This window comes from Curtobacterium sp. Arg-1 (assembly GCF_025643395.1).
Classification (GTDB): domain Bacteria; phylum Actinomycetota; class Actinomycetes; order Actinomycetales; family Microbacteriaceae; genus Curtobacterium; species Curtobacterium poinsettiae.
The window spans coordinates 773224-787820 of record NZ_CP095731.1 but is presented as its reverse complement, the minus strand read 5'-3'; the positions used below and the strand labels follow the sequence as shown (position 1 = coordinate 787820).

13 protein-coding genes are annotated in these 14597 nt (G+C 72.6%); 5 read left to right on the top strand and 8 right to left on the bottom strand.

Translation table 11 applies throughout. The annotated features are described in order from the left end of the window. Positions 1-29: 29 nt before the first annotated feature. Genes MXD64_RS03865 through MXD64_RS03850 form a run of 4 tightly spaced genes read right to left on the bottom strand, consistent with a single transcriptional unit; the run spans position 30 to position 4096 of the window. Complete coding sequence (locus MXD64_RS03865; protein WP_159557469.1) at positions 30-1079, bottom strand: sugar phosphate isomerase/epimerase family protein; 1050 nt, start codon at positions 1077-1079, stop codon at positions 30-32. Positions 1080-1113: 34 nt separating this feature from the next. Beyond that, positions 1114-2226, bottom strand: coding sequence for a Gfo/Idh/MocA family protein (locus MXD64_RS03860; RefSeq protein WP_263137154.1), 1113 nt, complete (start codon positions 2224-2226; stop codon positions 1114-1116). Further along, complete coding sequence (locus tag MXD64_RS03855; RefSeq protein WP_017886783.1) at positions 2211-2918, bottom strand: ThuA domain-containing protein; 708 nt, start codon at positions 2916-2918, stop codon at positions 2211-2213. The genes MXD64_RS03860 and MXD64_RS03855 overlap by 16 nt, the downstream gene beginning before the upstream one ends. After that, on the bottom strand, positions 2915-4096 hold the full coding sequence (locus tag MXD64_RS03850; protein WP_017886784.1) for a Gfo/Idh/MocA family protein: 1182 nt from the start codon (positions 4094-4096) through the stop codon (positions 2915-2917). The genes MXD64_RS03855 and MXD64_RS03850 overlap by 4 nt, the downstream gene beginning before the upstream one ends. Before the next feature lie 97 nt (positions 4097-4193). Here MXD64_RS03850 and xylA point away from each other — a divergent pair, with 97 nt between their 5' ends. The 3 genes from xylA (at position 4194) to MXD64_RS03835 (ending at position 7905) form a co-directional block, all read left to right on the top strand. Then, positions 4194-5387 carry a xylose isomerase gene (xylA, locus tag MXD64_RS03845; RefSeq protein WP_042537878.1) on the top strand — a complete coding sequence of 398 codons (1194 nt, stop codon included), beginning with the start codon at positions 4194-4196 and terminating at the stop codon, positions 5385-5387. Beyond that, positions 5380-6846, top strand: coding sequence for a xylulokinase (gene xylB / locus MXD64_RS03840; RefSeq protein ID WP_259551864.1), 1467 nt, complete (start codon positions 5380-5382; stop codon positions 6844-6846). Before xylA ends, xylB begins: the two co-directional genes overlap by 8 nt. Before the next feature lie 69 nt (positions 6847-6915). After that, positions 6916-7905: an acetylxylan esterase gene (locus tag MXD64_RS03835; RefSeq protein WP_071251668.1), complete on the top strand. Its 990-nt coding sequence runs from the start codon at positions 6916-6918 to the stop codon at positions 7903-7905. Between the two features lie 27 nt (positions 7906-7932). On the opposite strand, the gene MXD64_RS03830 is transcribed toward MXD64_RS03835, so the two are convergent. Further along, a complete protein-coding gene (locus MXD64_RS03830) occupies positions 7933-8106 on the bottom strand; it encodes a hypothetical protein (protein ID WP_175470755.1) in 174 nt (57 codons plus the stop codon). 197 nt (positions 8107-8303) lie between these two features. On the opposite strand from MXD64_RS03830, the gene MXD64_RS03825 reads away from it, so the two are divergent. Both MXD64_RS03825 and MXD64_RS03820 read left to right on the top strand, forming a co-directional pair. Beyond that, positions 8304-9059, top strand: a complete 756-nt coding sequence (locus MXD64_RS03825; protein ID WP_017886788.1) for a helix-turn-helix domain-containing protein — start codon at positions 8304-8306, stop codon at positions 9057-9059. Beyond that, positions 9056-10081: a glycosyl hydrolase family 18 protein gene (locus MXD64_RS03820; protein ID WP_263137153.1), complete on the top strand. Its 1026-nt coding sequence runs from the start codon at positions 9056-9058 to the stop codon at positions 10079-10081. Before MXD64_RS03825 ends, MXD64_RS03820 begins: the two co-directional genes overlap by 4 nt. A 97-nt stretch (positions 10082-10178) precedes the next feature. Here the strand turns inward: MXD64_RS03820 and MXD64_RS03815 are convergent, their stop codons facing one another. The 3 genes from MXD64_RS03815 to MXD64_RS03805 all read right to left on the bottom strand — a co-directional run bounded on the left by MXD64_RS03815 (position 10179) and on the right by MXD64_RS03805 (position 14595). Then, positions 10179-12542, bottom strand: a complete 2364-nt coding sequence (locus tag MXD64_RS03815) for a beta-glucosidase family protein (RefSeq protein ID WP_411512264.1) — start codon at positions 12540-12542, stop codon at positions 10179-10181. A 149-nt stretch (positions 12543-12691) separates the two neighbouring features. After that, complete coding sequence (locus tag MXD64_RS03810) at positions 12692-13573, bottom strand: carbohydrate ABC transporter permease (RefSeq protein ID WP_017886791.1); 882 nt, start codon at positions 13571-13573, stop codon at positions 12692-12694. Beyond that, complete coding sequence (locus tag MXD64_RS03805; RefSeq protein WP_017886792.1) at positions 13573-14595, bottom strand: carbohydrate ABC transporter permease; 1023 nt, start codon at positions 14593-14595, stop codon at positions 13573-13575. The genes MXD64_RS03810 and MXD64_RS03805 overlap by 1 nt, the downstream gene beginning before the upstream one ends. Positions 14596-14597 lie beyond the last annotated feature (2 nt).

Genomic DNA, 14597 nt, shown 5'->3' with positions numbered 1-14597 from the left:
GGTGGGGCGTTCGAACGCAGGCGGCCCGGTCAGCGCGACTGCGAGAACGCGGCGTCGAACGACGCGTCCGGCGGCGCGATGGTGCCGAGCCGCCGCACGAACGCCAGCGCCTCGGGCCCGCCGACGAGGCGGTCCATGCCGGCGTCCTCCCACTCGACGCTGGTCGGGCCGGCGTACCCGATGTGGTTCAGCACGCGGAACACCCGCTCCCACGGCACGTCCCCGTGGCCGGCGGTGACGAAGTCCCACCCGCGCCGGGGGTCACCCCACGGCAGGTGCGACCCGAGCCGGCCGTTGCGCCCGTCGAGCTGCTTCACCGACTCCTTGCAGTGCACGTGGTACACCCGGTCGGCGAAGTCGAGCAGGAACGCGGCGGGGTCCAGGTCCTGCCAGACGAAGTGGGACGGGTCGAAGTTGAACCCGAACGCCGGGCGGTCCTGGAACACCTGGAGCGTGCGCTTCGCGGTCCAGTAGTCGTAGGCGATCTCGGACGGGTGCACCTCGAGCGCGAACCGGACCCCGACCTCCTCGAAGACGTCGAGGATCGGTGACCAGCGGTCGTGGAAGTCCTGGTACCCGGCGTCGATCATCGCCGGCGGCACGGGCGGGAACCCGGCGACGGTCTTCCAGATCGACGAGCCGGAGAACCCGGTGACGGTGTCCACCCCGAGCGCGGCGGCGGCACGGGCGGTCCACTGCAGTTCCTCGGCCGCACGCTGCCGCACGCCCTCGGGATCGCCGTCGCCCCACACGTGCGGCGGCACGATGTCCTCGTGCCGCTGGTCGATCGGGTCGTCGCACACGGCCTGGCCGACCAGGTGGTTGGCGATCGTCCAGACCTGCAGCCCGTTGCGTTCCAGGATCGCCTTGCGCCCGGCGACGTACTCCGGGTCCGTCGCGGCGCGCCGGACGTCCAGGTGGTCACCCCAGCAGGCGATCTCCAGCCCGTCGTAGCCCCACTCGCCGGCGAGTCGGGCCACCTCTTCGAAGGGCAGGTCGGCCCACTGTCCGGTGAACAGGGTGACCGGCCGGGAGGCCCGGGTCGTGTCCGTCGTGTCGCTCGCGTCCGTCGTCGTCATCGTCGTCGTCCTTCTTCGCGGTGGTCGGGTTCCGTCACCAGGATCCGGGCGCGGACCCGGCCGGGACGGTGGCGGGTCGCTCGACGCGCGAGTGCACATCGACGACCGAGTGGTCTCGGGCGGCGGCGGAGACCGCCTCCATGACCTCGAGCACGTGGAACGCGAGGTCGCCGGAGGCCCGGTGCGGCCGGTCCGTCGCGATCGCGTGGGCCATGTCGGCGAGGCCGTAGCCGCGACCGGCGTCGGCGTACCCGGCGGCGACCGGCAGGTCGCGCCACGAACGGTCGTCGGCGGTGGCGATCGACACGGTGTCCGAGAACCGGTTCGGGTCGGGGACGCCCAGGGTGCCCGCGGTGCCGTACACCTCGAACAGCGGGGCGCGGGTGGCCCAGACCTCGAACGAGACGGTCACGGTGGAGACCACGCCGCCCTCGTGCTCGAGGATCGCGACGACGTGCGTGTCGATGTCGACCGGGATCGGGGTGCCGGCGTTCGGCCCCGTGGCGACGGTGCGCTCGCGGGTGGAGCGGGTCGCGCTGCCGCTGACCCGGACGACGGGCCCGAAGAACGTGACGAGGCTGGTCAGGTAGTACGGCCCCATGTCGAGCAGCGGTCCGCCGCCGGGCTGGTAGTAGAAGGCCGGCGCGGGGTGCCAACGTTCGTGCCCGGGGGCGCTCCAGGCGACGGCTGCGGCGACCGGGGTGCCGATCGCGCCGTCGTCGAGCGCGGCGCGCGCGGTCTGGATGCCGGTGCCGAGGACGGTGTCCGGTGCGCTGCCGACGCGCAGGCCGGCGGTGCGGGCGGCCTCGAGCACCGGTGCGGCCTCGGCGGTGGACATCGCGAGCGGCTTCTCGCCGTAGACGTGCTTGCCGGCGGCGAGTGCCCGGGTGGCGATCTCGGCGTGTGCGGCCGGGATCGTCAGGTTGAGCACCACGTCGACGTCGTCGGCGGCGAGCAGGTCGTCCACGGTGGTGCCGCGCACGCCCTGTGCCGCACCGACCTGCTGGGCACGGGCGACGTCGAGGTCGGCGACCGCGGCGAGCTCGAGTCCGGGCAGGGCCGGGAAGTGCTCGAAGTACTGCTGGCTGATGACCCCGACGCCGACGACACCGACGCGGAGCACCCCCTCGTTCAGCGTGCTGCCCACAGGAGTCCCCGTTCGATGATGGTGCGGAGTGGCTGCGACTCGACGACCTCGAGGCGGTGCCCTGGTGCGGAGACGAACACGCGGCCCTCGCCCCACTGCCGTGTCCAGATCGCCGGTGCGGTGACCGGTCGGTTCCAGGCGTCGAAGTCGCGCGCGTCCTGGGTGGTGGTCGCGAGGACGTCGTTGTACTCGTCGGACAGCACCCAGTACTGCTCGGTGACGAGGTCGAAGTCCTCGATGCCCTGCGTGATCGGGTGCTCGTGCCCGAGGTCGGTGATGTGCACCGTGTACGGGATGTAGTTGTCCGACTGTTCCCCGACGCGCTCGTCGGGGTGCTTGCCCGCGTGGTGGGCGAACTGGCCGCCGACCATGTGCAGGTAGTCGGCGGTGTTCCGGAACGCGTCCGCGATGCCGCCGTGCCAGCCGGCCAGTCCGGCGCCGCCCAGGACCGCGCGCTGCAGCCCGGCGAACTCGTCGTCGGCGATGGTCGACATCGTGACGACCTGCACGATCAGGTCGACCTCGTCCATGACGGCGGCGTCGGCGTAGACGGCCGTCGAGTCCGACACCCGAACCTCGAACCCGTTCTCCTGCAGGAACGGGATGAACAGGTCGGTGGTCTCGACGGGCTGGTGGCCGTCCCACCCGCCGCGGACGACGAGCGCCCGGCGGGTCTGCTCGGCGGCGCTCACGAGGTCGCCGTCCAGGTGCTGCCGGCGGCCGCGCTGCGTTCGACGGCGTCGAGGACCCGCTGCACGTGCAGGCCGTCGGCGAACGACGGTGACGGGTCGGTGCCGGTGGCGACGGCGTCGATGAAGTCCTTCACCTGGTGGCTGAAGGTGTGCTCGTACCCGATGAGGTGTCCGGTCGGCCACCACGCGGCCATGTAGGGGTGCTCGGGCTCGGTGACCAGGATGCGCCGGAAGCCCTGCTCCCCCGCAGGGGCGTTCGACTCGTACAACCGCAGCTCGTTCATCGCCTCGAGGTCGAACTGGATCGCGCCGTCGGAACCGCTGATCTCGAGCGTCAGGCCGTTCTTCCGCCCGGTCGCGTAGCGCGTCGCCTCGAAGGTGCCGATCGCACGGTCGGCCGCGCCGCCGCTGAGCCGTGCCGTGAAGAACGCGGCGTCGTCGACGGTGACCTGCCCGCGTTCGCTCGACGCGGTGCCGGAGAGCCCGACCCCCTCGGCCATCAACGGACGCTCGGTCACGAAGGTCTCGAGCGTGCCCGACACGGTGGCGAGCGACGAACCGGTGACGTGCTCGACCAGGTCGATGGCGTGCGCGCCGATGTCGCCGAGCGCACCGGAGCCCGCGAGCGACTTGTCGAGCCGCCAGGTCATCGGGCCGTCCTCGTCCGACAACCAGTCCTGCAGGTAGAGCGCGCGGACCTGGCGCACGGTGCCGATCCGGCCGTCCTGCACCAGCTGCCGGGCGAACGCGATCGCAGGCACGCGGCGGTAGCTGAACCCGACCATGGCGCGGACCCCGTGCGCCCGGGCTGCAGCGGCAGCGGCGGTCATCGCCTCGGCCTCGGCAACGGTGTTGGCGAGCGGCTTCTCGCACAGGACGTGCTTGCCGGCCTGGAGCGCGGCGATCGCGATCTCGACGTGCGAGGACCCCGGGGACACCACGTCGACCACGTCGATGTCCGGATCGGCGACGACGGCACGCCAGTCGGTGGACGCCGCCTGCCAGCCGTACCGCTGCCGGGCTGCCTCGGTGCGTTCGGGATCACGCCCGACGATCACCGCCATCTCCGGGTCGGCCCCGAGGTCGAAGAACCGGGGAGCGGTCCGCCACGCCTGTGAGTGTGCGGCTCCCATGAAGCCGTGCCCCACCATCGCGACCCGCAGTCGTTCCTGTGCCATCCGCTCGCTCCTTTGCGATCACGTGCTTGCCACAGCCAACACTACCGCTTATGTTGGGCGCGGCAACATTTTGTTTCGACGACGAACGGTGACCACCATGGCAACGACGCCCACCCGTGCAGACAAGTTCTCCTTCGGTCTCTGGACCATCGGCTACAACGGCTCGGACCCCTTCGGCGGGCCGACCCGTCCCGCCCTCGACGTGGTCGAGGCGGTCGAGAAGCTCGACGAGCTCGGGGCCTACGGCCTGACCTTCCACGACGACGACCTGTTCGCGTTCGGTTCCACCGACGCCGAGCGCCAGACCCAGATCGACCGCCTCAAGGGCGCCCTCGAGTCGACGGGGATCGTCGTGCCGATGGTCACGACGAACCTGTTCTCCGCCCCGGTCTTCAAGGACGGCGGCTTCACCTCGAACGACCGGCAGGTCCGCCGCTTCGCGCTCCGCAAGGTCCTGCGCAACATCGACCTCGCCGCCGAGCTCGGTGCGTCGACGTTCGTGATGTGGGGTGGCCGCGAAGGCTCCGAGTACGACAGCGCCAAGGACGTGCAGGCCGCGCTCGAGCGGTACCGCGAGGCCGTCAACCTGCTCGCCCAGTACGTCACCGACAAGGGCTACGGCATCCGGTTCGCCATCGAGCCGAAGCCGAACGAGCCCCGCGGCGACATCCTCCTGCCGACCCTCGGCCACGCGATCGCCTTCACCGAGACGCTCGAGCGCCCGGAGCTGTTCGGCATCAACCCCGAGGTCGGCCACGAGCAGATGGCGGGCCTGAACTTCACCGCCGGCATCGCCCAGGCGCTCTACCAGGGCAAGCTCTTCCACATCGACCTCAACGGTCAGCGCGGCATCAAGTACGACCAGGACCTGGTGTTCGGCCACGGCGACCTGCAGAACGCGTTCTCGCTCGTCGACCTGCTCGAGCACGGTGCCCCGCAGGGCGGCCCGGCGTACGACGGCCCGCGCCACTTCGACTACAAGCCGAGCCGCACCGAGGACATCAGCGGTGTCTGGGACTCCGCGTCGGCCAACATGCGCATGTACCTGCTCCTCAAGGAGCGTGCGCAGGCGTTCCGCGCCGACCCCGAGGTGCAGGCGGCACTCGAGGCGTCGAAGGTCGGCGAGCTGTCGACGCCGACGCTGAACGACGGCGAGTCGTACGACACGTTCCTCGCCGACCGCTCCGCCTACGAGGACTTCGACACCGACGCCTACTTCGGCGGCAAGGGCTTCGGCTTCGTCCGCCTGCAGCAGCTCGCGATGGAGCACCTCATGGGCGCTCGTGGCTGACCTGGTCGCGGGGGTCGACTCCTCGACCCAGTCCTGCAAGGTCACCATCCGTGACGCCGCGACCGGTGCGGTCGTCCGCGAGGGCCGCGCGTCCCACCCGGACGGCACCTCCGTCGACCCCTGCCACTGGTGGGACGCCCTCGGTGCCGCCGTCGCGGACGCCGGCGGCCTCGACGACGTCGGTGCCGTCGCCGTCGCCGGGCAGCAGCACGGCATGGTCGCGCTCGACTCCGAGGGCCGCGTCGTCCGCGACGCCCTGCTCTGGAACGACGTCCGCAGTGCGGACGCGGCCGCGCAGATGGTCGACGAGCTCGGCCAGGAGGCGTGGGTCGCCCGGACGGGGCTGGTGCCGGTCGCGTCGTTCACCGGGACCAAGCTGCGGTGGCTCCGCGACGCCGAGCCCGAGAACGCGGCCCGCGTCGCGGCCGTGGCGCTCCCCCACGACTGGCTGTCATGGCGGCTCCGCGGGTACGGTCCGGCGGACGAGAGTCCGCTCGGCCCCGACCTGGAGGCCCTGGCGACGGACGCGTCCGACGCCAGCGGCACGGCGTACTGGGACCCGGTGCGCCGCGAGTACGACCCGGAACTGTTCGAGCTCGCACTCGGGCGGCCGATGCGGCCGGCGTCGATGGGTGACGACGACGCCGTGGTCGTGCCCCGCGTGGTTGCTCCCGACGAGGCGATGGGCACCCTGTCCACCGACGTCGAGCTGCCCGGCGGCGCGGTCGCGCCCTCCGGCCTCGTCGTCGGCGCCGGACTCGGTGACAACGCCGGGGCAGCGCTCGGCCTGGGTCTCGGCCCGGGCGACGTCGCGGTGTCCCTCGGCACGAGCGGCACGGTCTTCGGGGTCAGCGACGCCGAGGTGCGTGACCCGAGCGGGACCGTGGCGGGCTTCGCCGACGGGACCGGGTCGCGCCTCCCGATCGTCACGACGCTCAACGCGGCCCGCGTGCTCGAGGTGATCGGCGGCCTGCTCGGCGTCGACCACGACGCGCTCGGCGAGCTGGCGCTGCAGGCGCCGGCCGGGGCCGACGGCCTCGTCCTGGTGCCGTACTTCGTCGGCGAGCGCACGCCGAACCGGCCGGACGCGACCGCCTCGCTGCTCGGCATGACGCCGGCGACCACCGACCGGGCGCACCTGGCCCGGGCGGCCTTCGAGGGGATGCTCTGCGCCCTCGCCGACGGACTGGCCGCGGTGCAGGACACCGGCGTGACCGTCGAGCGGCTGCTGCTCATCGGGGGCGCTGCGCGGAACCCGGCGGTCCGCGCCGTCGCCGCGCAGGTGTTCGGCCGTGACGTCCTGGTGCCGGAGCCCGGCGAGTACGTCGCCGCGGGGGCTGCGAAGCAGGCCGCGTGGGCGCTCACCGGAGCCCTGCCGACGTGGGACACCGCGACGACCACCGTGCCGTCCGACCCGCACCCGGAGGTGCTCGAGCAGTACCGCGCGGCGGCGCGCTGAACCGACACTCCGTGCCCCCGGCGCCGTCCTCGACGGTGCCGGGGGCACGATCGTCCCGGAGGACACACCATGCCACTGACCGACCTGCCCCTCGACGCGCTCCGCGCCCACCGCTCCGACGTCCGGCGCCCAGATGACTTCGACGCCTTCTGGGCGGACACGATCGCCCTCGCCCGGACCGCGGGCGAGGGGGTCGAGCCGGCCCTCGTGCCCGCCGAGACCCCGGTCACCGGTCTCGTCGTCGAAGACCTGACGTTCCCCGGGTTCGCCGGTGACCCGGTGCGGGCGTGGGTCAACCGTCCCGTGACCGACGACCCGGGCGCACTGCCGGTCGTCGTCGAGTTCCTCGGCTACGGCGGTGGCCGCGGTCGCCCGGGTGAGCGCGTGCACTGGGCCCTCGCCGGGTACGTGCACGTGGTGATGGACACCCGCGGCCAGGGCTCCGGGTGGGCCGGCGGCGACACCCCGGACCCGCACGGCTCCGCACCGCACGCCAGCGGGTGGATGACGAACGGCATCGGCTCCCCTGCCGACCACTACTACCGCCGCGTGTACACCGACGCGGTCCGCCTGGTCGACGCCGTCCGCACGCTGCCCGGCGTCGACCCCGATCGCATCGCGCTGACCGGCGGGAGCCAGGGCGGCGGGATCGCCATCGCCGCAGCGGCCCTGGTCGAGGCACACGTCGGACCGATCACCGCGGTGCTGCCCGACGTGGCGTTCCTGGCCGACTGGCGGAACGGCACCGACGTCGCGGTGGGCGGTCCGTACCTGGAGCTCGCGCAGTACCTCGCCGTGCACCGCGACGCGGCCGAGGGCGTGTGGGAGACCGCCGCGTACTTCGACGGGGTGAACCACGCCGCCGGCATCACCGCACCGGCGCTGTTCTCGGTCGCGCTGATGGACGACGTCGTCCCGCCGCGCACGACCTTCGCCGCGTTCAACGCCCTGGGCTCCACCGACCGCGAGATCGCCGTGTACCCGTACAACGGGCACGAGGGCGGCGGCTTCCGGCACTGGGAGCGTCAGGCGGCGTTCCTGGCGGACCGCCTGCGCTGACGGACGTCGCGCGTCACCGGTCGCTGCTCACGGGTTCGGTCCACGCTGCGCGCGGAGGTCCCCGAAGGTGAAGCGCTCGCGGTCGACGTCGTCCTCGGACTGCACGATCCAGCCGCGTCTGGCAGCCCGTGCCCGCGCCCGCGCCCGGTAGGAGGTGATGTGGACCGGGGCGACCCTCGGTGCACGCTCGTAACCACTCATCAGATCCTCCGATCTGTCCCCGAGCCTCCGACCCTGTTCGGAGGAGGACAGTTTGAGTACCTCTTGGACGGTAAACGCCTCGCGCGGCGTCCACAATGCCCCCCGAACGGGTGCGGGTCACATCCGCGCACCTCGGATACCGACGGCGTCGTGGCGTCGGAGGCCGATCCACACGAGCGCCTCGTACGCTCCCACGTATGGACCAGGCACCGACCACGGCGAGTGGTCCCGAGCACGGCGGAGCACGGCTGTCCCGCACCGTGCACGAGGCGCTGCGGTTCGTGCACGCACACGCCCGCGAAGCGATCTCGGTACCGGACATCGCCGCCGCCGCGAACCTGTCGACCCGCGGCCTGCAGAGCGCGTTCCGGCGGGAGCTGCAGACCTCGCCAGCGTCGTACCTGCGCGGGGTCCGGCTCGAGGGCGTCCGCCGCGACCTGCTCTCCATGACACCGGCGGACCGTCGCACCATCGCGGACGTCGCGAAGCACTGGCACTTCAGCAACGCCGGGCGGATGGCGGCCGAGTACCGCGCCGCGTTCGGCACCGCACCGTCGGCGGCGCTCCGGTCGTTCGACCCGGCGGACCCGGACCCCCGCGCCACGACGGACCTCGGTGTCCCCCCGGGCGAGGGCTCGCGCTTCCGCGTCGTGCTCGACTGCGAGGTGGAGATCGAGGACGCCGACGCGACGTTCGCCAGCGCCCTGCGCCGCGCCCAGGGCGACGACCACCCCTGGCACGGCTACGACCCGGACGGCAGCACCGCTGACGTCGTCGCGTTCCTGCTGGCGAGCGCCGTCCGCGGGGTCGCCGGTGACACCTCCGGCATCCGGTTGCGTGCCGTCAACCCGATGCTGCGGGCGCCCGACCAGCACGGCGGGTACCCGTCGGCCGAGCTCCCGCCGTGGTCGGCACCCGGCCACCCCGGACGACCGGACGGACCCACCGCATGACCGGCACCCCGCGTCGACGCCGCTCCGCACTGCTCGCCGCCGCGCTCACCGCAGGACTCGCACTCGCCGGCTACACGGCCCCGACCGCCGCCCACGCTGATGGGTTCGACGTGACCGGCTTCCAGCCCGAGAACGCCGACACCGCCCTGGTGGACGCGAACGCCGCCGCGATGGACGTGGTCGGCGTCGACGGGTTGCTGCTGAACCGCACGGGGTCGAAGGTCACCGCACCGTCGCGCGCCGCCAAGGCCCAGCGCAACCGGGCACACGCCAACGGGCTCACCGCGCAGCTGCTCGTCAGCAACTACTCCGAGGCCGACGGGGACTTCAGCGAGCCGATCGCCCGCAGGCTGCTCACCTCGCCCGCGAACCGCGCCCGGGTCGTCCGATCACTCGCCGCCGACGTGGCCACGGGCGGCTGGGACTCGGTCATGATCGACCTCGAGGCGCTGACCCCGGCCGAGAAGCCCGGCCTCACGGCCTTCGCCCGCGAGCTCCGGGCCGCCGTCGGCGACGACGTCCGGCTCGACATCGCCCTGTCCGCGTCGACCACCGCGGCCGGGTACGCCCGCCTCGGCTACGACGTGCGCGCCCTCCGTGCCCCGCTCGACCACCTGACGCTCATGGCCTACGACCAGCACGGCCCCTGGGAGCCGGACGCACCCGGTCCGGTCGGTTCGCTCGCGTGGTCGTCGAAGGCCGCCCGTGCACTCGTGAGCCTCGCTCCCCGCGACCAGATCGTGCTCGGTGTCGCCGGGTACGGCTACCACTGGAAGGGGAAGCGTCCGGCCGGTCAGCTCTCCGACGCCCAGGCACGACTGCGGGTCCGGAAGGCGGGCGCGACCGCCCGCTGGGACGCGACGGTCGGCGAGTGGACCGCGACCCTGCCGAGCGGCGAGGTGCTCTGGTGGTCCGACGCACGCTCACTGCGTGCGCGGGTCGCGCTGGCGGAGCGGCTCGGCCTGACGGGCGTCGCCGTCTGGTCACTGGACCTGTCCGACCGGCTCGACCCGGTCGGGTGATCAGGACCCGCTGACGGACGGGAGGCGCGGTGCGAGCCCGCACCGCGCCTCCTGTCCGTCACCCGGTCACGCCCAGGGCACGTGGTCCGTCACCGGGTCAGACGAGCGACCACGCCACCAGGCGGGAGTCGCCCGGGGTGACCTCGTGCACCGCGCCCGTCACCGCGACGGTGACGCGCTGGGTGGCGGTGCCGGGGACGGGGTGTCGGACCGGACCGTCGCCCGAGGCGACGATCCCGCCCGCTGCCACCGAGCCTGACGGCAGCGACGCCGCCGCGTGCGACGCGACCCAGACCTGCACGTCGCCGGGCTCGACCACCCTGCGCATCCGACGGTCGGTGAACGCGAAGCGCTGCACCGGGACGCGGAAGCGGACCCGCGCGGACTCCCCCGCGGCGACCGCGACGCGCGCGTACCCGAGGAGCTGCACCTCGGGCCGGGTGACGCTGCCGTGCACGTCGTGCCCGTAGAGCTGCACGACGTCCTCGCCGTCACGCACCCCGGTGTTCCGGACCGTCACCGACGCGGTGAAGATGCCGTCGGACCGGACGTCCGGGTCGACGACGAGCTCGTCGTACGCGAAGTCGGTGTAGCCCAGGCCGAAGCCGAACGGTCGCACCGGCGTCGAGTCCGCGGCGGTGACGTCGGACGGACCGCCGAGCCGCGGGTGCAGGTACGTGAACGGCTGCGCGCCGGCGGACCGGGGCAGGGACAGCGGCAGCCGGCCCGAGGGCGAGGCCGCGCCGGTCAGCAGATCGGCGATCGCCAGCCCGCCGCCCTCGCCCGGGAAGAACGCCTGCACGACCGCGGCCGGACGCGGCTGGTCGCCGTCGAGCGCCCAGCCGATCGCGTACGGCCGGCCGGTGAGCAGCACCATCACGGTTGGGGTGCCGGTCGCGACGACGGCCTCGACCAGCTCGCGCTGCACGCCGGGCAGGTCGAGCGACTCGGTGTCGTTGCCCTCGCCGACCGTGCCCCGGCCGAACAGGCCCGCCTGGTCGCCGACGACGACCACCGCGACGTCCGAGGCGGATGCGACCGCAACGGCGTCGGCGAAGCCGGCCCGGTCGTTCCCCGTCACGGCGCAGCCCGTGGCGAAGCGGACCGCTGCCGCACCGAGCGCCTGGGCGACGGCTTCGCGGACGGTCGGGATCGCGAAGCCGAGCGGCAGGTCGGGGTGCGAGGCGAGCACGTGGTTGGCGAACGAGTAGCAGCCCTGCAGCGCCTCGGCGCGGTCGGCGTTCGGGCCGATGACGGCGACCGAGGCTCCCGGTGCGAGCGGGAGGACGGGGGTGGTGCCGTCGGCGGTGCCGCTGTCGACGCTGACGCTGCCGCCCTCGTTCGACAGCAGCACGAGCGACTCGGCTGCCAGCCGCTTCGCGAGCGCCTGGTGCAGCGGGGTGTCGAGGTCGATCCCGGTGGGGGCGTCCTCGGCGAAGGCGTCCGGTTCGAGCAGGCCGAGCCGCTCCTTCTGCCGGAGCACCCGGAGCACGGCACGGTCGACGAGAGCCTCGTCCACCTGCCCGCTGCGGACCCGCTCGACGAGCGGTGCGAGGTACGCGTCACCGGTCGGGAGCTCGACGTCGATGCCGGCCTCGAGCGCCAGCGCCGCGGCCTCGCCACGGTCGGCGGCGATGCCGTGCATGACCTCGAGGAACGCCACCGAGAAGTAGTCCGCGACGACCGTGCCGTCGAAACCGAGCCGGTCGCGGAGCAGGCCGGTCAGCAGCTCGCCGTTCGCCGCGACGGGCACGCCGTCGATCTCGGCGTACGAGTTCATGACGCTCCGGGCGCCCCCGTCGCGCAGCGCCATCTCGAACGGCGGCAGGTACACGTCCGCGACCTCACGGGCCCCGGCGTGCACGGGGGCGTGGTTCCGCCCCGCCTGCGACGCCGAGTACCCGAGGAAGTGCTTCAGGGTCGCGTCGACCCCCGCCGACTGCAACCCGCGCACGTACGCGGTACCGACCGTGCCGACCAGGTAGGGGTCCTCGGCGATGCACTCGTCGACCCGCCCCCAACGCGGGTCGCGGATGACGTCGAGGACCGGCGCGAGGCCCTGGTGGACGCCGAGCTGCCGCATCGACGCACCGATCGCGGCGCCGACCTGCTCGACGAGCTCCGGGTCGAACGACGCGCCCCACGCCAGCGGCGTCGGGAACGTCGCGGCCTTCCACGCGGCGAGGCCGGTCAGGCACTCCTCGTGGACGAGCGCCGGGATCCCGAGCCGGGTCTCGCACTGCAGGCGGCGCTGTTCCGCCCAGAGCCAGGCGGCACGCTCGTCGGGTTCGACGGGGCGGGTGCCGTAGACGCGGGTGAACTGCCCGATGCCGTCGCGGGTGATGTCCGCCAGGGTGCCGCCCTGCTGCACGGCCGCCATCTCGCCCTGCATGGGGGCGACGACGCCGTTCTGGTCGAGCCAGTAGCCGACGAGCTGGGCGACCTTCTCGTCGAGGGTCATCTCGGCGAGCAGGGCGTCGGCGCGGGGGCCGGAGGGGGTCGCGGTCGCGTCCGTCGCGGTCGCGGTCGCGGTCGTCGCGGTCGCGTCCGTCGCGCTGTCGGCCTGGAGGCGCGGGTCGCGTCCGGCGGTCCGCGTCGCGTCGGTCGCGGTCACCCCTTCACCGCCCCGGTCAGGCCGCCGACGATGCGGCGCTGGAAGATCGTGAAGAACACCAGCGCCGGGATCATCGACATCGAGGTGAACGCGAGCACCTTGGCGGTGTCGACGGAGTACTGCGACGAGAACGACTGGACCCCGAGCGGCAGCGTGTAGGCGGCCTCGTTGTTCAGGATGAACAGCGGCAGGATGTAGCTGTTCCAGCTGGCGATGAACGCCAGGATGCCGACCGTGACGACGCCGGGCAGCGACAGCGGCACGACCATCCGGAAGAAGAACCCGAGACGGCTCGCCCCGTCGATCGACGCGGCCTCCTCGAGCTCATCGGGGATGGCGCGCAGGAACGGCACCAGGATGATCACGGTGGTCGGCAGCGCGAACGCGATCTGCGGCAGGATCACGCCGGCCAGGCTGTTCGTCAGACCGAGGTCCTTGACGAGCAGGTACAGCGGGGTGATCGCGACGGTGATCGGGAACATCAGCCCCGCGGCGAACAGGGCGTACAGCGCCCCGCGGCCGGCGAACCGGTAGCGGGCGAGCACGAAGCTCACCATCAGCCCGAGCACGACGACCCCGAGGGTGGTCGTGACGGCGCTGATCGTCGAGTTGCCGAGCTGCTGCCAGAAGATGCCGCTCGACAGCACGGAGCCGTAGTTGCCGAACTCGAACGGTGCCGGCAGCCCGGCGGGGCTCGTGGTGATCTGCGAGTTGGTCCGGAAGCCGCCCAGCACGATGTAGAGCACGGGTGCCAGGTTGGCGGCGACGAACAGGATCGCGACGACGTAGGTCAGCGGGTTGGCGCGTCCGATCGCGGCACTGGACCGGCGCTCCCGCACGGCCCGGCGCCCGGGGGCGACGATGCTCGTGGTGGCCATCAGTTCTTCCTCTCGGTGAGTGCACCCGCGGTGTCACGGCGGAGCACGAAGCGCTGGTAGATCAGGGCGACCACGAGCGAGATCACGAACATCACGACCGCGACGGCGCTGCCGAAGCCGAAGTTGCCCGAGGTCCGGCCGTTGGCGACCATGTACGTCGCCATCGTCGAGGTACCCGCGGTCGAGGCGATGTACTGGCCCCAGATGATGTAGACGAGGTCGAACAGCTGCAGCGAGCCGATGATCGACAGGAACGCCCAGATGCGGATGGTCGGTCCGAGGAGCGGCAGGGTGATGCGCCGCTGGATCTGCCAGTAGCCGGCACCGTCGATGGCGGCGGCCTCGAACAGTTCCTCGGGGATGCTCTGCAGGCCGGCGAGGAACAGGATCACCGCGAAGCCGATGTACTTCCACGAGATGATCACGAGCAGCGTCCAGATGGCGATGTCGGGGTTCGACAGCCAGTCCGCACGGAGTCCGCCCAGGCCGATGCTCTGGAACAGGTCGTTCACGGCGCCGTTCGACTGGAGCATGAGGCTCCACCCGGTGCCGACGATCACCTCGGAGATGACGTACGGCACGAAGACGAGCACGCGGACGAGCCCGCGGCCGTGCATCTTCTGGTTGAGCAGCAGGGCGAGCACGATCGCGATCGGCCCCTGCAGCACCAGCGAGAGCACGACGATGAAGCCGTTGTGCATCAGGACCGCGTGGAACGCCTTGTCCTGGAAGATGATCAGGTAGTTCTGCAGCCCGACGAAGTCGGTGGGCGGGCCGTAGCCCTGCCACTTGAAGAACCCGTAGTAGGCGGCGAGGCCCACGGGCAGGATCACGAACGTGACGAAGACGATGACCGCGGGTCCGGCGAGGACCGCGATCTCGACGCGCTTCCGCCAGTCCGCGATGCGGCGCGTGGTCCGCCGACCGGCGGGGAGCGGCGAACCGCTCCCCGCCGGGGACGTCCCCGCGGCCGTGTCCGACCCGGTGGCCGGAGTCGTACCGAGCGAGGTGTCGAGGGCCATGC